This window comes from Pseudomonas sp. P4_B4, assembly GCF_056402255.1.
This window is the reverse complement of record NZ_JBFUHS010000011.1, coordinates 44,875-64,892: the sequence shown is the minus strand read 5'-3', so window position 1 is coordinate 64,892 and position 20,018 is coordinate 44,875. Positions and strand designations below refer to the sequence as shown.

Below are 20,018 nucleotides of genomic sequence, written 5' to 3'. Positions count from 1 at the left end.
TAGCCGCATGCAAATGCGCAGCTCGTCACAAGGACTCTAAACGCAACGCCCGGTCTGGCTTTTGTCAGGCCGGGCGTTTGCCGCTTTCAGACCTCACGGGTTTCACCGTGGGGCAGTAACAGGTAACAAGACATGGCAAAAGAATATAGCCGTACCCAACGTATCGGCGATCAGATGCAGCGCGAGCTGGCACAACTGATCCGTCGTGAAGTCAAAGATCCGCGCGTCGGCCTGGTCACCATTACCGCTGTGGAAGTCAGCCGTGACGTCGGTCACGCCAAGATTTTCATCACCGTGATGGGGCAGGACAGCGCCGAAGAAATCGCACAAAGCATCAAGGTGCTCAACTCCGCCGCCGGTTTCCTGCGCATGCAGCTGGCTCGCGAGATGAAGCTGCGTAGCGTTCCACAGCTGCACTTCCACTACGACGAAAGCGTCGTGCGTGGTGCGCATCTGTCGGCATTGATCGAGCGCGCAGTGGCTGAAGACAATCAGCATCCGGTTGCGGCAGAAGCCGAAGACACCAAGGAGTAATCGGTGGCTCAGGTCAAACGTATCCGTCGTAACGTCAGCGGCATTATCCTTCTCGACAAGCCGCTGGGGTTCACCTCCAACGCGGCCTTGCAGAAGGTTCGCTGGTTGCTGAACGCCGAAAAAGCAGGTCATACCGGCAGTCTCGATCCCTTGGCCACCGGCGTGTTGCCGCTGTGCTTCGGCGAGGCCACCAAGTTCTCGCAATACCTGCTCGATTCCGACAAGGGTTATGAAACCCTGGCGCAACTGGGCAAGACCACCACCACGGCGGATGCCGAAGGTGAAGTTTTGCAGGAACGCCCGGTGACCGTTGGTCGCCCCGATGTCGAGGCTGTACTGCCGAAATTTCGTGGGCAAATCAGTCAGATACCGCCGATGTACTCGGCACTCAAGCGTGATGGCCAGCCGCTGTACAAGCTGGCTCGTGCAGGCGAAGTAGTGGAGCGCGAACCGCGTTCTGTTACTATTACGCGCTTGGAATTGCTGGCCTTCGAAGGTGATACTGCGCGGCTGGCGGTGGATTGCACTAAAGGCACCTATATCCGCACCCTGGTGGAGGATATCGGTGAGCAACTCGGTTGTGGCGCTTACGTTGCAGAACTGCGACGTACCCAGGCCGGGCCATTCACCCTGGCGCAGACGGTTACCCTCGAAGAGCTGGAAGCGGTACATGCCGAAGGCGGCAACGAAGCGGTCGATCGCTTCCTGATGCCATCGGACAGCGGCCTGCTGGATTGGCCACTGTTGCAGTTCTCGGAAGCGAGTGCGTTCTACTGGCTCAACGGCCAGCCGGTACGTGCCCCGGATGCTCCGAAGTTCGGCATGGTGCGGGTACAGGATCACAATGGTCGCTTCATCGGTATCGGTGAAGTGAGCGAAGACGGGCGCATCGCGCCGCGTCGTTTGATTCGGTCAGAGTGACCGAAACCAGTCTGTGTAACAGCAGGCTGGCGAGGGTGGCTGTCAACAGGCACGGTCACTACTCATTTTTAGATACAGGGATTTGTCCCTGGCCTGTTGAAACTGTTTTTCTGAAACAGTTTCCTGATAAAAGGATTGCCTCATGGCTCTCGACGTTCAAGAAAAAGCTCAAATCGTAGCTGACTACCAGCAAGCTGTTGGTGACACTGGTTCGCCAGAAGTGCAAGTTGCACTGCTGACCCACAACATCAACAAGCTGCAAGGTCACTTCAAGGCCAACGGTAAAGATCACCACTCCCGTCGTGGTCTGATCCGCATGGTTAACCAGCGTCGTAAGCTGCTGGACTACCTGAAAGGCAAGGATCTGGGTCGCTATCAGACTTTGATCGGTCGCCTGGGTCTGCGTCGCTAATAAGCGATTGCGCTAGAGGTTGGTTGTCTGTCGTGCACCAGCGGGTTTCCCGCCGGCGCATGGCAGGCTCCCAGCCTCAAGTTTTATCTGGATACCTGCTTTGCCTGAGTAACACCTGGACAAGCCAGTCGGGCCGATTCCCGACATTGCCCAAGAATTTCGCAAGAAACCAGTTCCCCCAAGAGCCACAAAGAAGGTAGGACACCGTGAACCCGGTAATCAAAAAATTCCAGTTCGGTCAGTCGACCGTTACCCTCGAGACTGGCCGTATCGCCCGTCAGGCCTCCGGCGCAGTATTGGTCACCGTTGACGACGACGTCAGCGTATTGGTGACCGTAGTCGGTGCAAAACAAGCCGATCCAGGCAAGGGCTTCTTCCCTCTGTCTGTTCACTACCAGGAAAAGACTTACGCTGCCGGTAAGATCCCTGGCGGTTTCTTCAAGCGCGAAGGCCGTCCTTCGGAGAAAGAAACCCTGACTTCCCGACTGATCGACCGTCCGATCCGTCCGCTGTTCCCGGAAGGCTTCATGAACGAAGTGCAGGTTGTCTGCACCGTCGTTTCCACCAGCAAGAAGACCGATCCGGACATCGCTGCGATGATCGGTACCTCGGCTGCGCTGGCGATCTCCGGTATTCCTTTCGATGGCCCGATCGGCGCTGCCCGCGTTGCCTTCCACGAAAGCACCGGCTACCTGCTGAACCCGACTTACGAGCAACAGGCTGCTTCGAGCCTGGACATGGTCGTTGCCGGTACTTCGGACGCCGTGCTGATGGTTGAATCGGAAGCCAAAGAGCTGACCGAAGACCAGATGCTGGGCGCGGTACTGTTTGCTCACGACGAGTTCCAGGTTGTGATCAACGCCGTCAAAGAACTGGCCGCTGAAGCTGCCAAGCCAACCTGGACCTGGGCTCCTGCGCCAGAAGCCACCGAACTGCTGGGCGCTATCCGTGCCGAGTTCGGCGAAGCGATCTCCCAGGCCTACACCATCACCGTCAAGGCCGACCGTTACGCTCGCCTGGGCGAGTTGAAGGACCAGGTCGTTGCCAAGCTGTCCGGTGAAGAAGGCCAGCCTTCTTCCAGCGAAGTCAAAGCGGCTTTCGGCGAAATCGAATACCGCACCGTTCGCGAAAACATCGTAAACGGCAAGCCACGTATCGACGGTCGCGACACCAAGACTGTACGTCCATTGAACATCGAAGTCGGCGTTCTGCCAAAGACTCACGGTTCGGCTCTGTTCACCCGTGGCGAAACCCAGGCTCTGGTCGTTGCAACTCTGGGTACTGCCCGTGATGCACAGCTGCTCGATACCCTGGAAGGCGAGAAGAAAGACCCGTTCATGCTGCACTACAACTTCCCTCCGTTCTCGGTAGGCGAGTGTGGTCGCATGGGTGGTGCTGGTCGTCGCGAAATCGGTCACGGCCGTCTGGCCCGTCGTTCGGTTTCGGCCATGCTGCCTGCCGCCGACGTGTTCCCGTACACCATCCGCGTGGTTTCGGAAATCACTGAATCCAACGGTTCGAGCTCGATGGCTTCCGTTTGCGGCGCTTCCCTGGCCCTTATGGACGCCGGTGTGCCGATGAAGGCGCCGGTTGCCGGTATCGCCATGGGTCTGGTTAAAGAAGGCGAGAAATTCGCCGTCCTGACCGACATCCTGGGTGACGAAGACCACCTGGGCGACATGGACTTCAAGGTAGCCGGTACCGCCAAAGGCGTAACCGCGCTGCAGATGGACATCAAGATCAAGGGCATCACCGAAGAGATCATGGAAATCGCTCTGGGCCAAGCCCTGGAAGCGCGCCTGAACATCCTCGGCCAGATGAACCAGATCATTGGCCAGTCGCGTACCGAACTGTCGGCCAACGCTCCGACCATGATCGCGATGAAAATCGACACCGACAAAATCCGTGATGTCATCGGTAAAGGCGGCGCGACCATTCGTGCGATCTGCGAAGAGACCAAGGCTTCGATCGACATCGAAGACGACGGTTCGATCAAGATCTTCGGCGAAACCAAGGAAGCCGCTGAAGCAGCACGTCAGCGCGTTCTGGGTATCACCGCTGAAGCCGAGATCGGCAAGATCTACGTTGGTAAGGTTGAGCGCATCGTCGACTTCGGCGCATTCGTCAACATCCTGCCGGGCAAGGACGGTCTGGTTCACATCTCCATGCTGAGCGACGCTCGCGTTGAGAAAGTGACCGACATCCTGAAAGAAGGCCAGGAAGTGGAAGTACTGGTACTGGACGTGGACAACCGCGGCCGTATCAAGCTGTCCATCAAAGACGTAGCAGCAGCCAAGGCTTCGGGCGTTTAATTACGCCTCACGCCTGACCGCTTCAACGTTATAAAAATGCCCCGCCGTGAAAACGGTGGGGCATTTTTTTGTCTGTAGATCACAGAGATGACTGGCGACGTTGCCGGAGTCGAAACTCAGTGCTAGGTTTAGCCCACCGCCCGTGTAGCTCAGCCGGTAGAGCAGCGCACTCGTAACGCGAAGGTCGCAGGTTCGATTCCTGTCTCGGGCACCATATCCCCCCCGGTTATTTCACCTTTCTGCTCAGGTCCTCGACGGTGCGCTTGAGGCTCTCGAGTTCGTGGTCCTGATCGCTGTCTGAATTTATGTTCCCGCCGTCATCAAAACATCGTGTGCACAACTTTTTGTGGGGAGATGCAAAGAGACGTGTAAATCCGCAGCCAAACGTCCTATATTCGGAGCCTGCCTGAGCACCGCCCAGCAGTTTTCAGATGATCCAGAATGGTTCTGAAGGCCAGATAAACCGGGCTTGATCCGGTTTTTGTGTCAGAGAGATCCTTGAAGATCCAGATCCATCTTCCATTCCCAGATCAGCGAGAACGCCATGACCGATAAAGAGATGACCCAGCAAGCCCGACACGAAGAAGCGCTGAAGAAGTACGTGCTGGATAATCACGAACTGATGGACGAGATCAAGGACCTGAGTCCCGATGATCAGAAAGACCAGATTCAATGGGCGTTCGAGGACGAGGCGGAAGCCCAGGGCTTGCAGCCATGGGAACTGACGCTCAAGTACACCTCAACGCCGGAAGAGTACGAGGCAGAACGTCTGAAGCTGCATAAAGAAGCTGCCGAAGTGTTGGGCGTCGAGTGGGAAGAGTACTGCGAGATGAACAATCTGGTGGTTTGACAGCAGCTTCAAGCGGCAAGCTACAAGTCAAAGCAGATCCGCTTGAAGCTTGCAGCTTGTCACTTGTAACTGCTCCTCAGAGACTCAAGCGCATCGACAGATCGACCGCCTTCACATCCTTGGTCATCGCACCGATCGAAATGTAATCCACCCCGGTCTGTGCAATCGGCAGCAACGTGCTTTCGTTGATCCCGCCGCTGGCCTCCAGCTTGGCCTTGCCGGCATTCAGGCGCACGGCTTCGCGCATGTCGTCCAGGCTCAGTTCGTCGAGCATGATGATGTCGGCACCGGCCGCCAGCGCTTCTTTCAGTTCATCCAGACTTTCCACTTCAATCTCGACCGGTTTACCTGGCGCGATCTTGTGCGCGGCGGCGATGGCCTGCGCGATGCCGCCACTGGCGGCGATGTGGTTTTCCTTGATCAGGAAGGCGTCATACAGGCCGATGCGGTGGTTGTGGCAGCCGCCGCAGGTCACGGCGTACTTTTGCGCCAGGCGCAGCCCCGGCAAGGTTTTGCGGGTATCGAGCAGCTTGACCTGAGTCTCGGCCACGAAGTCCGCCAGGTATTGCGCGCGGGTCGCCACGCCGGAGAGCAATTGCAGGAAGTTCAGGGCGCTGCGCTCGCCGGTCAGCAGCGAGCGCGCGGGGCCTTCAAGGTGGAACAGCACCTGATTGGGCGTTACCCGTTCACCGTCGGCAACCTGCCAGTGCACCGCCACCCTTGGGTCCAGTTGCCGAAACACGGTATCCACCCAGGCGGTGCCGCTGATGACGGCCGCGTCGCGGGTAATGATGGTGGCTTTGGCCAGGCGTTCGGCCGGGATCAACTGCGCGGTGATGTCGCCGCTGCCAATATCTTCACGCAACGCACGGCGCACGTTGGCTTCGATTTCGGCGGTCAGATCGGCGAGACGTAGATTCGGCATAACGGACTCCACAAACAAAGTGGCTCGATTATAGGGCCATGGCGCCGACCAACCCAAGGCATCAGAGCGTTACGTTGGCACTGGCGCCTGTATTTGGTCGATTCCCTGACGTCGTCGGCGTTGACCGTCGATTCCGAACAAACGCCTGTTTGAGATCGGCAATCTCCAGCGCCTCAATCGCGGCAAGTGATCGCGCCCCGGGGGATTATCACGGCATACTGTGCCCACACAGTCGACGATTGAAGGAGTCGGTATGCAGTTGGACCCCGCGAACGGTTGGATTCAGGGTGTGCATGTCTGCCCCTCACCCAACTTCAATGCGCGCCCCGCAGGCGAAGTTTCCCTGCTGGTGATCCACAACATCAGCCTGCCGCCGGCGCAGTTCGCCACCGGCAAGGTGCAGGAGTTTTTCCAGAATCGTCTGGATGTCACCGAACATCCCTATTTTGAAGGGATCGCGGATTTGCGGGTGTCCGCGCACTTTCTGATTGAACGTGACGGTAACGTCACCCAGTTTGTTTCATGTCTTGAGCGTGCGTGGCATGCGGGTGTCTCGAGCTTCGAGGGGCGGGAAACCTGTAACGATTTTTCCGTGGGCATCGAGCTCGAAGGCACGGATGATCTGCCGTTCACCGATGCGCAGTACAGCGCATTGACAGCCCTGACCCGCCAGTTGCAGCAGGCGTTCACGGCGATCACTACAGAGCGCATCTGCGGGCACAGCGACATTGCTCCGGGGCGCAAAACCGATCCAGGGCCGGCGTTCGACTGGGCACGCTATCGTGCCGCTCTGGCACAAGAGGAAGGACGATGAATTTTCTGGTGTTGCTGTTGGCGGTGTGGGTCGAGAAGTTCTCGGCCTTGCGTCATCGGGTTCAGCGGGACAGCGGCTGGATACACAAACTGAACAAGCTGGAGGCCAGCCCGCGACTTTCTGGCCAGCCATGGCTGGTGTTGTCGGTAATGGTCTTGTTGCCAGTGGCGTTGCTGGGTTTGCTGCTGCTGGTCATCGAACCGGTGGCCTACGGGTTGCTGGCGTTGCCGATCCATTTGCTGGTGGTGATTTACAGCCTCGGACGCGGTGATCTGTTGGGCGATCTCGGGCCGTTCCGCGATGCCTGGCGTCGGGAGGACCTGCAAGCGGCGGCCCATGTCGCCAAGCGCGATCTGGATATCTGCGCAGACAGTGGCGAGCAGCTGCTGGAACAGGTCGAAGGGCATTTGTTGTGGGAGGCCTACCAGAGCTTTTTCGCGGTGATTTTCTGGTACTTCCTGCTGGGTCCGGTCGCGGCGCTGAGCTATCGGCTGCTGGCGCTGGCCGAAGAACACGGGAAAAGCCCTGCGCTGGTCGAGCGCGCCGGGCAACTGCGTCACGCCTTCGACTGGGTGCCGGTGCGCCTGCTGGCGGCGAGCCTGGCGTTGGTCGGAAATTTTGTCGCGGTCAGCCGGGTCATGCTGCATGAGCTGCTGAACTGGAACATCAGCGCCGCGCAACTGATCGAGAAAGTCGGGATGGTGGCCGGTGAAATTCCGGCACCGGTGGCCGGTGCAGAGGGTATCAACAATCTGGACCGCATCTGGGCGCTGCTGTTGCGTGCGGCGGTGCTCTGGTATGCCGGGTTTGCGTTGTGGACGGTCCTGCATTAGTCCAGCAGCTAATGCCCTTGTGGCGAGGGGGCTTGTCGGATCGCCGCATCGCCCCGTTGGGTGGCGAAGCCGCCCTAGGCGATTTGACAGTTGAAACGGGGATCTACGACCTACGACAGCTGCGCAGCCGAACGGGACGGTGCGGCGGCCCGACAAGCCCCCTCGCCACAGGGCGATCACTTGTCCGAAGTGCTTCGCCCTGTCGTTAACCTTAAGTTACAAAACCTCCTGCCGATTTAAGTTATACAGAGATAGCGCTGAATAGTGGCTATCTGCCGCCTGTCTGCGCCTGCCAATAAGAAAAATAAGAAATCGAAGGGAGACATCCAGTGAAGAGCTTGCTCTATCCCGCTGTCGCGCTGATGAACCGCCTGAGCTTCGGCATGAAGTTCAGCCTGATCAGCGTACTGTTCCTGGTGCCGATGCTGGTGACCAACTTCTATCTGGTGCGTGACTCCTACCGCGAATTCCAGGGCACGCGCATCGAACTACAAAGCCTCGACCTGTTGGGCAGCAGCCTGACGTTGCGGCGCGATCTGGAAACCCTGAACAACCTGGTGCAGATCAATGTCAGCCTCGGCCAATCCGGCAAGGCCGGCAATGTCGAATCGAAAATCAGCACCCTTGAGCAGAATATTCTGACTCGTCTGCAAGGGCTGACGGCGATGACCAGTGACCCGGAGCAGGTCGCGGTGTTTGATGGCAAACGCGATGAAATGATCGCCGCGTTCAAGGCCCAGCAAACGGAAAACTCCCTGCAAAGCAAAAGTGCCTTGATCGGCAAGCTGGTGGGCAGCGCGCAGATTTTCAGCCAGCTCATCACCAGCCAATCCGGCCTCAGTCGCGACAACCAGAGCGACATGCGCCAGTTGAGCGAGCTCGTCACCCTCGTCACTCCACGGGTCACCCAGATCCTGGGCGAAGGTCGGGCAATGGGTTCTTATTCGTTGGGGCAGGGATTCATCAACTCGGCTTCGAGTACCCGTTTCGATGAATTGCTGGCGCAGATTGAAAAGCTCCAGGCCGAGTATGGCCTGAAGTTGCAGGATGCCCTGGGTTCCAGCAAAGCCGCACGCGATACCCTGGCCGCTCAGGCCGATAGCAGCCGGGCATCCCTGAAAAAAGCCAGCGAGCTGTTCGAAGAACAAGTGGTCATGGCCGATACCCTCGACGCACCGTGGCAGGGTTTTTACGATCAGGTCAGCGGCCTGATGGACCAGACCTACCAACTCAACGAAGCAACCCTGAAGTATCTGGGCCCGCAGTTGCAGCAACGCCTGGACCAGAACCGCACGCACATGGTCTTGCAGGCCGTGGCGCTGTCAGTCGTGTTTGTGTTGATCTTTTATCTCTACGGCGCTTTCTATGCCTCGACCCGCACCACGCTCAAGCGCCTGGGGGCGGTGATGGACAAGGTGGCGGCCGGCGACATGACCGTGACCTTCAGCGCCCACAGTCGCGATGAGCTGGGGGAGTTGGGCGAGGTGTTCAACGGCACGGTGAAAAAAATCCATGACCTGATCGAGCGGGTGGGGCAGACCGTCAGCGAAGTCGAGCGTCAGGCCGGGCAAGTGGAGAACGTTTCCGCGCAAAGCAACCAGGCTGTCGCCGGGCAGCGCACGCAGATCGAACAAGTGGCCACGGCGATGAACCAGATGTCGGCCACTTCCCAGGAAGTGGCGCGCAGTGCTGCCGCCGCGGTGAGCAGTGCCCACAGCGTCAACGACGAGACCATCAGTGGTCGCGGTCTGGTGGAATCGCAGCAAGGCAGTATTGCCGCGCTGGCCAGCGAGATCGATCAATCTGTACTGGTGATCAACCAACTGGCCAGCGACAGCCAGTCCATCAGCCGCGTGCTCGAAGTGATCAAGAGCATCGCCGAGCAAACCAACCTGCTGGCGCTCAATGCCGCCATCGAAGCCGCACGGGCCGGTGAACAGGGCCGTGGTTTCGCCGTGGTGGCCGATGAAGTCCGGACCCTGGCCAAACGAACCCAGCAATCGACCGAAGAAATCGAGCAGATGATCGCCAGGCTCCATGGCGGTGTCGGCGCGGCGGTCAAGGCCATGGGCACCAGCCATGAAATGGCCAACGGCACGGTGGGGCAGTCGGAGAAGGTCCAGCGGGCGCTGGAAAACATTCTGGGAGCGGTCGGCATGATCGTCGACCAGAACCAGCAGATTGCCGCCGCCGTGGAGCAGCAAACCGCCGTGGCCCACGACATCGACCAGAACATCGTCGAGATCAATCGCGCCGGCGAGCGTACCGCTGAAGGTGCGCATCAGACCGAAGATGCCAGCCGGGCGTTGTCGGCTCAGGTCGTGGAGTTGAAACAGTTGATCAGTGCATTCCGGGTCTAAAGGCGTCCAGGGACCCTGTGGGAGCGGGCTTGCTCCGGGCGGCGATCCGACGAAAGCGGTCTTTCAGTCACATTGATTTTGTATGTACCTCCGTCTTCGCGAGCAAGCCCGCTCCCACAGGTTTTGGTGTGCTGTCGGAAAGTTTCGTAATACTTTTTCCCTTTCCAGGTGGGAGTTATCCTGATTCTCTTCGTGCGCTGGCATTTGGAGTTCAATCAAGGAAGATTAACGAGGCTTACCGCCTGGAGGAGGCTTGCTCATGTCTGCTGCAACAATAGGAGTCCAGGGACGCTGTGCGCATTGTCAGCGCACGTTGCTGCTTCAACCCTGGCAACTCAATGCCATTGCGATCAATGAGGCGTTTGCCTGTGCCCACTGCCAGAAACACGTTCAGTTACGTTGTCCGGAACAGATCAGGCGCTTCAAGTCGCTCGACTCTTTTTCGCTGTTGCGCGCCAGCCTGCGGATGATGGTCTGCATCGCCTTGCTGGTGGCGTTGGTGATGGAGTGGGTGGGAATGCTCAGCGTCATCGAACAGCTGAATGCTTCGCTGATCGTCATATTCGTGTACTTCGCGGTGATCCGTTATTTCCGCCGGCGCCAGCACCTGACGCTGATCCTGGAAGCTGCCAGGGTTCACGTCGACTGATTACCAGCCGAACACTTCACAGCTGTTGGCGGTGCTGGCCGCCGCCAGTCGTTCCGGGCTGATCGCCATCCATTGCGCGAGTGCTGTGCAGATCGCCGGCAAGTGTGCCGGGCTGTTGCGCTGGCCGGGGAACATGGCAGGGGCCATGTCCGGCGAGTCAGTTTCCAGCACCACCGAATCCAGTGGCAGTCCGCCGAGCACGCGGTGCATGCGTAGCGCCTGCGGCCAGGTCGGGGCACCACCAAGGCCGAGTTTGAAACCGAGCTTGATGTATTCCCGCGCTTCTTCCTGGCTGCCGGCGAAGGCATGGATGATGCCGGCCCGTTTCAGGCGAAAGCGTTTGAGCGTAGCAATCACCGCCGCATGGCTACGCCGCACATGGATCAAGGCCGGAAGGTCGAAGTCCGCCGCCAGTTGCAATTGCGCGTCGAACAACGCCTGCTGGCGGTCGCGGTCCAGGGTTTCGATGAAGTAATCCAGGCCGATCTCGCCGACCGCACACAGTTGCCGATGGCCAGCCAGGCGGGTCAACCAGTCAGCGAGTTCGCTCAGGTGTTGCGGGCGATGATCGTCCAGATACACCGGGTGCAATCCGAACGCGGCGTGCAGGTCGGGATCACTCTGCACCAGCTCCCAGACTCGCTGCCAATTGGCCTGATAAACCCCCAGCACCACGATCCGCCGCACCCCGAGGGCGCGGCTTTCGGCCAGCAGCGCCTGGCGGTCGGCGTCGAAGTCTGGAAAATCCAGATGGGTGTGAGTGTCGATCAGCTCCACGGTTCAATCCTGGCGAATACGCTGCTTGAACGTGCGCGCGATGGCTTGCACGCCGGGCCGGTAATCCGACTGCTCGATGGCTGCCAGGGCCAGTACGAGGGCCTTGTCGGCAATCAACTGGTGTTGCTGGGCCATGGCATTGACCGGCAGCGGCAGGAAGTCCAGCAACTGGGTGTCGCCGAACGTGCCGAGGCGTAGCGGGCGGTTTTTCAGCGGGAAGTCGTGCAGCGCATCGAACACGCCCTGAAGCAGCACGTAGGATGTGGTCACCAGGGCTTCGGGCAAATGGCCTAGGCGCTGCAGCAACTCTTCCATCAATTGTTTGCCACACTCGCGACTGAAGGACTCGCCTTCTTCGATCAGCACCTCACCGTTGAACCCGACGAGCGCCTCTTTGAAGCCCGCGGAGCGTTCCTGGCTGATGCTCAGCTCCGGGCGGGCACCGATCAGTGCGATCTGTTTGGGCAAGGGATCGAGCAGGCTGCGGGTCAGTTGCAGGCTGGCTTCGCGGTCGTCACTGATCACCGAACAGAAATGCTCGGGTTCCATGACCCGGTCGATGGCGATGATCGGAATGCCCTTGGCCTGCAATTGGCGATAGCTGTCGTCGCCGGCCGGCAGGCAGCTGGCAACGATCAGTGCGTCGCAGCGCCGGGCGCGGAACAGTTGCAGCAATTGCCGTTCGCTGTCCGGTGCATCGTCGGAACTGGCGATCAGCAACTGATAACCCCGGGCTCGCGCACCTTGCTCCAGCAATTTGGCGATTCGCGCGTAACTGGGGTTTTCCAGATCCGGCAGAATGAACCCCAACGTGCGGGTGTGTCGGCTGCGCAAACCGGCAGCCTGTGGGTTAGGCGTGAAGCCATGTTGTTCGACGACCGCGCGCACGCGTTCGACGGTGGCGCTGCTGATGCGCTGTTGTTCGGCCTTGCCATTGATGACATAGCTGGCGGTGGTGACGGACACACCGGCCAACTGGGCGATATCACTGAGTTTCAACCCGCTGTTTCCTTGTTTTTTCGAGATTGCCTCGACATTTTCGTCAATCCTAACCGATTAAGGCAGGCGACCATTGTCGCAACGCATCCGACAAGTTGGACTTCTAGGATGGGCCAATATCGGGTAACGTGCCAATCGATCTAGATTAAACGTTTCAGCAGGCGTATTTTCTACGTTTTAGACGCCTTTGGCCGGTTCTGCCGTGAAACCGCCAAAAGCGATGACCAAGCGCCTAAGCTGACTCATTCAAAACAATACCTGGTGCCCCAAGGCGCCAAAAAGGAGAAAGCATGCTCGAGCTCACTGTAGAGCAGATTTCCATGGGCCAATCGGCTGTGGATAAGTCCGCAGCGCTGCAATTGCTGGCCCGGCATCTGGTCGCCGACGGCCTGGTTGCCGAGGGGTATCTCGCCGGTTTGCAGGCGCGGGAAGCCCAGGGCTCGACCTTTCTCGGTCAAGGTATTGCCATCCCCCACGGTACGCCCGAAACCCGCGACCTGGTGTTCACCACCGGTGTGCGCCTGATGCAGTTCCCTGACGGCGTGGACTGGGGCGATGGTCATATCGTTTACCTGGCGATCGGTATCGCCGCCAAATCCGATGAACACCTGCGCCTTTTGCAATTGCTCACCCGCGCACTCGGCGAGACTGACCTGGGCCAGGCCCTGCGTCGCGCCGGTTCCGCCGAAGCCTTGCTGAAGTTGCTGCAAGGCGCGCCGCAGGAGCTGGCGCTGGATGCGCAGATGATCGGCCTCGGTGTGGCGGCCGAAGATTTCGAAGAGTTGGTCTGGCGCGGCGCACGTCTGTTGCGGCAGGCCGACTGCGTGAGCAACGGTTTCTCCGCCGTGCTGCAGCAGGTTGAAGCGCTGCCCCTGGGCGATGGCCTGTGGTGGCTGCACAGCGAGCAGACGGTGAAGCGCCCGGGCCTGGCCTTCGTCACCCCGGACAGACCGCTGCGCTATCTCGGCCAGCCACTCAATGGACTGTTCTGCCTGGCCAGCCTCGGTGAGGCCCATCAAGCCCTGCTCGAACGCCTGTGCGCGTTGTTGATCGAAGGGCGTGGCCATGAACTGGGGCGCGCCACCAGCAGCCGCAAGGTCCTCGAAGTGCTCGGTGGTGAAGTGCCCGCCGACTGGCCCAGCGCGCGAATTGCGCTGGCCAACGCCCATGGTTTGCATGCGCGGCCGGCGAAAATCCTCGCGCAACTGGCAAAGAGTTTTGACGGTGACATCCGCGTGCGGATCGTCGATGGCCACGACAGCGCGGTGTCGGTAAAGAGCTTGAGCAAGTTGCTCAGCCTCGGCGCCCGTCGGGGGCAGGTCCTGGAAATCATCGCCGAACCGGGCATCGCGGCTGATGCGTTGCCGGCCTTGTTGGCCGCCATCGAAGAAGGCCTCGGTGAAGAAGTCGAACCGCTGCCGCCGGTAAGCCAGGCGCGCGAAGTCGTCGCCGATATGGCCGAAGTGGTGCTCGCCCCGGTGTCAGGCAGTGTGGTCCAGGCGATTGCCGCCGCGCCGGGGATCGCCATCGGCCCGGCGCATATTCAAGTGCTGCAAACCATCGATTACCCGATGCGCGGCGAGTCCGCTGGCATCGAACGTGAGCGCCTCCAGCAAGCCTTGGCGCAGGTACGCCGTGACATCCAGGGCCTGATCGAGCGCAGCAGGAGCAAAGCCATCCGCGAAATCTTCATCACCCACCAGGAGATGCTCGACGACCCGGAACTGACCGATGAGGTCGATACGCGCCTCAAGCAGGGCGAAAGCGCCGAGGCGGCGTGGATGGCCGTGATTGAAGCGGCGGCCCGGCAGCAGGAAGCGTTGCAGGATGCCTTGCTCGCCGAGCGTGCGGCCGACTTGCGCGACATCGGGCGTCGGGTGTTGATGCAGCTCAGCGGCATCGAAACCCCGAGCGAACCGGATCAACCGTACATTCTGGTGATGGACGAGGTCGGCCCGTCCGACGTCGCGCGTCTCGATCCGGCTCGCGTGGCGGGGATTCTCACCGCCCGGGGTGGCGCTACGGCGCACAGTGCGATTGTTGCCCGGGCCCTGGGCATTCCGGCACTGGTCGGCGCCGGCCCCGGCGTGCTGCTGCTGGCGCCGGGCACGCCGTTGCTGCTCGATGGCCAGCGTGGTCGCCTGCATGTGGACGCTGACGCGGCGACCTTGCAACGCGCCACGGCCGAACGCGATACCCGCGAGCAACGCTTGAAGGCGGCTGCGGAGCGGCGCCATCAACCAGCGCTGACCACCGATGGCCACGCTGTCGAAGTGTTCGCCAACATTGGTGAAAGCGCTGGTGTGACCGGCGCGGTCGAGCAGGGCGCCGAAGGCGTTGGCCTGTTGCGCACCGAACTGATTTTCATGGCCCACCCACAGGCGCCCGACGAAGCGACCCAGGAAGCCGAGTACCGCCGCGTCCTCGACGGTCTGGCCGGGCGGCCGTTGGTGGTGCGTACCCTCGATGTCGGTGGCGACAAACCGCTGCCGTACTGGCCGATTGCGAAGGAAGAAAACCCCTTCCTCGGCGTGCGCGGCATTCGCCTGACCTTGCAGCGCCCGCAGATCATGGAAGCGCAACTGCGCGCCTTGCTGCGGGCTGCCGACAACCGGCCGCTGCGGATCATGTTCCCGATGGTGGGCAGCGTCGACGAGTGGCGCCAGGCCCGTGACATGACCGAACGCCTGCGCCAGGAAATCCCGGTCGCCGATCTGCAGCTGGGGATCATGATCGAAGTGCCGTCGGCGGCATTGCTGGCGCCGGTGCTGGCCAAAGAGGTCGACTTTTTCAGCGTCGGTACCAATGACCTGACCCAATACACCCTGGCCATCGACCGTGGCCATCCGACGCTGTCGGCCCAGGCCGATGGCTTGCATCCGGCGGTGCTGCAACTGATCGACATCACCGTGCGCGCGGCCCATGCCCACGGCAAATGGGTCGGTGTGTGCGGTGAGCTGGCGGCCGACCCGCTGGCGGTGCCGGTGCTGGTCGGCCTCGGGGTGGATGAGCTCAGCGTCGGGGCGCGCAGCATTGCCGAAGTCAAGGCGCGGATTCGCGAACTGGGCTTCACTCAGACTCAAACCCTTGCCCGCCAGGCACTGGCCTTGGGCAGCGCCAATGAAGTGCGCGCATTAGTGGAGGCCCTGTAATGGCCCGGATTCTTACCCTGACCCTCAACCCGGCGCTGGACCTGACCGTCGAGTTGCCGCGCCTTGAAGCCGGCCAGGTCAACCGCAGCGATGTGATGCACACCCACGCCGCCGGCAAAGGCGTGAACGTGGCGCAAGTGCTGGCGGACCTCGGGCATCAGCTGACCGTCAGTGGCTTTCTTGGCGAAGACAACCTGCAAGCGTTCGAAACATTGTTCGCCAAACGCGGTTTTGTCGATGCCTTCATCCGTGTTCCGGGCGAGACCCGCAGCAATATCAAACTGGCGGAAAGCGACGGCCGCATCACCGACATCAACGGGCCGGGGCCGCAGGTCAGCGAAGCGGCGCAGCAGGCCTTGATGGATCGACTGGAGCAGATTGCCCCGGGGCACGATGCGGTGGTGGTCGCTGGAAGCTTGCCGTTGGGCGTCAGCGCGCAATGGTTGCAGGCGTTGATCTTGCGCTTGAAGAGCCTGGGCCTGAACGTCGCCCTCGACACCAGCGGCGAGGCGTTGCGTGCAGCGCTCAAAGCGGGGCCGTGGCTGATCAAACCCAACACTGAAGAGCTGGCCGAGGTGCTGGACTGCGAGGTCGTGTCGGTCAGCGCCCAGGCCACAGCGGCGGAGCGATTGCACGCCCAAGGCATCGAGCATGTGGTGATTTCCCATGGTGCCGAGGGTGTGAACTGGTTCAGCGTCGGCTCGGCGCTGCATGCCACGCCACCCAAGGTCAGCGTCGCCAGCACGGTGGGCGCAGGTGATTCGTTGCTGGCGGGGATACTCCACGGTTTGCTCAGTGCCGATACGCCGGAGCAGACCTTGCGCACCGCCACGGCGATTGCCGCGATGGCAGTGACCCAGATCGGTTTCGGCATTGGCGATGCAGCGCAACTTGCGCAGCTTGAACAGGGTGTGCGCGTGCGTCCCCTGACAGAACAATAAGAGGGTTTGTCATGAAGTTAGCCATCGTTACGGCCTGCCCGAATGGCATGGTCACCAGTGTGCTGTGTGCCCGGCTGCTCGATGCCGCGGCCCAGCGTCAGGGCTGGAGCACCAGTGTCGAAGTCACCGATGCCGCGCATCCCGAAAAACAACTGTCGGCGGCCACCCTCGACTCGGCCGAGTGGGTGCTGCTGGTGACCAGCGCGCCGGTGGACATGTCGCGCTTTGTCGGCAAACGGCTATTCCAGAGCACTCCGGCCCAGGCCCTGCAGGACGTGGAAGCCGTGCTGCGGCGTGGAGCGCAGGACGCTCAGGTTTACGCCGCTGAAGAGACCGTTGTCGAACCGGTGGCGGTTGTCCAGAACACGCCGCGACTGGTGGCGGTCACCGCCTGCCCGACGGGCGTAGCTCACACGTTCATGGCTGCCGAAGCCTTGCAGCAAGCGGCCAAGCGCCTGGGCTATGACTTGCAAGTGGAAACCCAGGGCTCGGTCGGCGCGCGCAATCCATTGAGCGCACAAGCGATTGCCGAGGCCGATGTGGTGCTGCTGGCGGCCGATATCGAAGTCGCCACCGAGCGTTTCGCCGGCAAGAAAATCTATCGCTGTGGCACCGGCATTGCCCTCAAGCAAGCCGAAGCGACCTTGAAAAAGGCCTTGGCCGAAGGCCAGCAGGAAAGCGCATCGAGCGCTGCCAAAACAACGGGCAAACAGGAGAAGACGGGCGTCTATAAACACCTGCTGACGGGCGTGTCGTACATGTTGCCGATGGTGGTGGCCGGTGGCTTGATGATCGCTTTGTCGTTCGTGTTCGGCATCACCGCGTTCAAGGAAGAGGGCACGCTGGCGGCGGCGTTGATGCAGATTGGTGGCGACAGCGCGTTCAAGCTGATGGTGCCGCTGCTGGCAGGCTATATCGCCTATTCCATCGCCGACCGTCCGGGCCTCGCGCCGGGGATGATCGGCGGGTTGCTGGCGAGCACCTTGGGTGCCGGTTTCATCGGCGGGATCATTGCCGGTTTTCTTGCCGGTTATACAGCCAGGGCGATCAATAAATATGCGCGTTTGCCGCAGAGCCTTGAGGCGCTGAAGCCGATCCTGATCATTCCGCTGCTGGCGAGTCTGTTCACCGGTCTGGTGATGATCTATGTGGTCGGCAAACCGGTCGCCGGGATGCTTGCCGGGCTTACGCATTTCCTCGACAGCATGGGCACCACCAACGCGATTCTGCTTGGGGTGCTGCTGGGCGGCATGATGTGCGTCGACCTCGGTGGGCCGATCAACAAGGCGGCCTATGCGTTCTCGGTGGGCTTGCTGGCGTCGCAGAGTTACGCGCCGATGGCGGCGACCATGGCGGCCGGCATGGTGCCGCCGATCGGCTTGGGCATCGCCACGTTCATTGCCCGGCGCAAGTTCGCCCAGACTGAGCGCGAAGCCGGTAAAGCGGCGCTGGTGCTGGGGCTCTGCTTCATTTCCGAAGGGGCGATTCCTTTTGCGGCGAAAGATCCGCTGCGGGTGATTCCGGCGAGCATCGCCGGCGGTGCGCTGACCGGTGCGTTGTCGATGTATTTCGGCTGTAAATTGATGGCGCCCCACGGTGGGTTGTTCGTGCTGGCGATCCCGAATGCGATCAACCATGCGCTGCTTTACTTGTTGGCGATTGTGGCGGGGAGCCTGTTGACGGCGGTGGTGTATGCGCTGGTCAAGCGGTCGGAGGCAGTGGAGTTGGCACTGGAGCCGGCCAGGGCCTGACACCATTAACTGTGGGAGCGGGCTTGCTCGCGAAAGCGGAGTGTCAGCAAAGCGTATTTCGGCTGACACGACGCCTTCGTCGGAACGCCGCCCGGAGCAAGCCCGCTCCCACAAGGGATCTGTGGTGTTGGGAAGATTTTTGTCATGCCAGGGTCATAGGTCCATGCTTTAGTTTTCCATTTCAGGGAGAACACCATGAGCGATTTCAACCTCGGGCGCCGTCGTGTCATGCAAGCGGTTGGCGCCGGGCTGTTGTTGCCGGGGCTGGCGCCGGCGGTGATCGCTTCGGTCAAGGATCGGCCGCAACTCACCGACGGCGTGCAGTCCGGCGACCTGCTGGGCGACCGGGCGATCATCTGGAGCCGCTGCGACCGCCCCGCACGGATGGTGGTGGAGTGGGACACCCGCAGCCTGTTTCCCAACCCCCGGCGATTCGTCTCGCCGCTGGCCGATGCGCGCACCGATTTCACTGCCCGGGTCGAACTCACCGGGCTGCCCGCCGAGCAGGCGATTTTCTATCGCGTGCAGTTTGAAGACGCCCAGAGCGGCGTCGCCAGCGAGCCCTGGTTCGGTCACTTGCGCAGCGTGCCGCAGGCCCGCCGTGACATCCGTTTTGTCTGGAGCGGCGACACCGTCGGCCAGGGCTTTGGCATCAACCCGGACATTGGCGGCATGCGCATCTACGAAGCAATGCGCCTGCGTCTGCCAGACTTTTTTATCCACAGCGGCGACACCATTTACGCCGACGGCCCGATCCCGGCACAGCTCACCACAGAAGGCGGCCGGGTGTGGCGCAACATCACTACCGAGGCCAAGAGCAAAGTCGCCGAAACCCTCGATGAGTATCGCGGCAACTATCGCTACAACCTGATGGACGAAAACATCCGTCGCTTCAACGCCGAGGTCCCGCAGATCTGGCAGTGGGACGACCATGAAGTGGTGAACAACTGGTCGCCGGGCAAGCAGCTGGATGCGCGTTACCAGGACAAAGATATCCACAGCCTGGTGGGCCGCGCACGCCAGGCCTGGCTCGAATACGCGCCGATGCGTTTGCAGAGTGGCGATGGCGGCGGGCGGATCTATCGCAAACTCGGTTACGGGCCGCTGCTCGATGTTTTTGTGCTCGACATGCGCAGTTATCGCGGGGCCAACGATGACAATCTGGGCGCTGAAAAACCCTTCCTCGGTCGTGAGCAACTGGACTGGCTCAAGCGCGAAATGCAGGCCTCGAACGCGCAATGGAAAGTCATCGCCGCCGACATGCCTATTGGCCTCGGCGTGCCCGACGGTGAAGTCAGCCCCGGTGTTGCGCGCTGGGAAGCCGTGGCCAACGGTGACCCCGGCCCGGCCCAGGGGCGCGAACTGGAGATCGCCGAATTGCTCGGCTTTCTGCGGGCACAACAGGTGCGCAATTTTCTGTTCCTGACGGCGGATGTGCATTACTGCGCGGCCCATCATTACCACCCGGATCGGGCGGCGTTTCAGGATTTCGAACCGTTCTGGGAATTCGTCGCCGGACCATTGAACGCCGGCAGTTTCGGACCGAACCAGTTGGACAAAACCTTCGGCCCTGAAGTGGTGTTCGAAAAAGCGCCACCTGCGCAGAACGTCTCACCGTTTGCCGGGTTTCAGTTTTTTGGCGAGGTGAATATCGATGGGCAAACGGGGGAGTTGAGCGTGGTGTTGAGGGATCTGGACGGGGTGTCCGTATTCGAGCAGAAGTTGCAGCCGGTTTGACCAGCACACGACCCCCTGTGGGAGCAAGCCCGCTCCCACATTGGGATGTGG

The 20,018-nt window shown here is 60.8% G+C and carries 16 protein-coding genes, 1 tRNA gene and 1 pseudogene; 15 read left to right on the top strand and 3 right to left on the bottom strand.

The features are described from left to right. Positions 1-132 precede the first annotated feature (132 nt). The 6 genes from rbfA (at position 133) to AC1DVE_RS14030 (ending at position 5,029) form a co-directional block, all read left to right on the top strand. The gene (rbfA, locus tag AC1DVE_RS14055) at positions 133-534 is read left to right on the top strand and encodes a 30S ribosome-binding factor RbfA (protein ID WP_007973108.1); all 402 of its coding nucleotides are present in this window, start codon (positions 133-135) and stop codon (positions 532-534) included. A gap of 3 nt (positions 535-537) precedes the next feature. Then, entirely contained in the window at positions 538-1,455 is a 918-nt protein-coding gene (gene truB, locus AC1DVE_RS14050) for a tRNA pseudouridine(55) synthase TruB (protein ID WP_046038714.1), read from the top strand. A 142-nt stretch (positions 1,456-1,597) separates the two neighbouring features. Then, entirely contained in the window at positions 1,598-1,867 is a 270-nt protein-coding gene (gene rpsO / locus AC1DVE_RS14045) for a 30S ribosomal protein S15 (protein WP_003177875.1), read from the top strand. Between the two features lie 206 nt (positions 1,868-2,073). Beyond that, positions 2,074-4,179: a polyribonucleotide nucleotidyltransferase gene (gene pnp, locus AC1DVE_RS14040; RefSeq protein WP_007915263.1), complete on the top strand. Its 2,106-nt coding sequence runs from the start codon at positions 2,074-2,076 to the stop codon at positions 4,177-4,179. Positions 4,180-4,317: 138 nt separating this feature from the next. Further along, positions 4,318-4,393 (top strand) — tRNA-Thr (locus AC1DVE_RS14035). Between the two features lie 330 nt (positions 4,394-4,723). Continuing rightward, positions 4,724-5,029, top strand: a complete 306-nt coding sequence (locus tag AC1DVE_RS14030; protein WP_223454167.1) for a DUF6388 family protein — start codon at positions 4,724-4,726, stop codon at positions 5,027-5,029. 76 nt (positions 5,030-5,105) lie between these two features. Here AC1DVE_RS14030 and nadC read toward each other — a convergent pair whose 3' ends face one another. Then, positions 5,106-5,954, bottom strand: coding sequence for a carboxylating nicotinate-nucleotide diphosphorylase (gene nadC / locus AC1DVE_RS14025; RefSeq protein ID WP_008047437.1), 849 nt, complete (start codon positions 5,952-5,954; stop codon positions 5,106-5,108). 253 nt (positions 5,955-6,207) lie between these two features. Between nadC and ampD the strand changes: the two genes are divergently transcribed. The 5 genes and pseudogenes from ampD (at position 6,208) to AC1DVE_RS14000 (ending at position 10,610) form a co-directional block, all read left to right on the top strand. Then, on the top strand, positions 6,208-6,768 hold the full coding sequence (ampD, locus tag AC1DVE_RS14020) for a 1,6-anhydro-N-acetylmuramyl-L-alanine amidase AmpD (protein ID WP_223454165.1): 561 nt from the start codon (positions 6,208-6,210) through the stop codon (positions 6,766-6,768). Continuing rightward, entirely contained in the window at positions 6,765-7,601 is an 837-nt protein-coding gene (gene ampE / locus AC1DVE_RS14015) for a regulatory signaling modulator protein AmpE (RefSeq protein WP_223454163.1), read from the top strand. The genes ampD and ampE overlap by 4 nt, the downstream gene beginning before the upstream one ends. A gap of 362 nt (positions 7,602-7,963) precedes the next feature. Beyond that, positions 7,964-9,055, top strand: a pseudogene (locus AC1DVE_RS14010) (methyl-accepting chemotaxis protein); the annotation flags it as partial. Continuing rightward, a complete protein-coding gene (locus AC1DVE_RS14005; RefSeq protein WP_411741646.1) occupies positions 9,032-9,961 on the top strand; it encodes a methyl-accepting chemotaxis protein in 930 nt (309 codons plus the stop codon). The pseudogene AC1DVE_RS14010 and the gene AC1DVE_RS14005, both read left to right, overlap by 24 nt. Positions 9,962-10,220: 259 nt before the next feature. Beyond that, complete coding sequence (locus tag AC1DVE_RS14000; RefSeq protein ID WP_223454159.1) at positions 10,221-10,610, top strand: hypothetical protein; 390 nt, start codon at positions 10,221-10,223, stop codon at positions 10,608-10,610. On the opposite strand, the gene AC1DVE_RS13995 is transcribed toward AC1DVE_RS14000, so the two are convergent. Then, the gene (locus AC1DVE_RS13995) at positions 10,611-11,387 is read right to left on the bottom strand and encodes a TatD family hydrolase (RefSeq protein WP_223454158.1); all 777 of its coding nucleotides are present in this window, start codon (positions 11,385-11,387) and stop codon (positions 10,611-10,613) included. 3 nt (positions 11,388-11,390) lie between these two features. Then, entirely contained in the window at positions 11,391-12,386 is a 996-nt protein-coding gene (cra, locus tag AC1DVE_RS13990; protein ID WP_223454156.1) for a catabolite repressor/activator, read from the bottom strand. Between the two features lie 290 nt (positions 12,387-12,676). On the opposite strand from cra, the gene ptsP reads away from it, so the two are divergent. The 4 genes from ptsP (at position 12,677) to AC1DVE_RS13970 (ending at position 19,967) form a co-directional block, all read left to right on the top strand. Next, the gene (gene ptsP, locus AC1DVE_RS13985; protein ID WP_223454154.1) at positions 12,677-15,538 is read left to right on the top strand and encodes a phosphoenolpyruvate--protein phosphotransferase; all 2,862 of its coding nucleotides are present in this window, start codon (positions 12,677-12,679) and stop codon (positions 15,536-15,538) included. Further along, positions 15,538-16,479: a 1-phosphofructokinase gene (gene pfkB / locus AC1DVE_RS13980; protein WP_223454152.1), complete on the top strand. Its 942-nt coding sequence runs from the start codon at positions 15,538-15,540 to the stop codon at positions 16,477-16,479. The genes ptsP and pfkB overlap by 1 nt, the downstream gene beginning before the upstream one ends. A gap of 11 nt (positions 16,480-16,490) precedes the next feature. Next, entirely contained in the window at positions 16,491-18,230 is a 1,740-nt protein-coding gene (locus AC1DVE_RS13975) for a PTS fructose-like transporter subunit IIB (RefSeq protein ID WP_223533530.1), read from the top strand. Positions 18,231-18,425: 195 nt separating this feature from the next. Next, complete coding sequence (locus tag AC1DVE_RS13970; protein WP_223454147.1) at positions 18,426-19,967, top strand: alkaline phosphatase D family protein; 1,542 nt, start codon at positions 18,426-18,428, stop codon at positions 19,965-19,967. Positions 19,968-20,018: the final 51 nt, after the last annotated feature.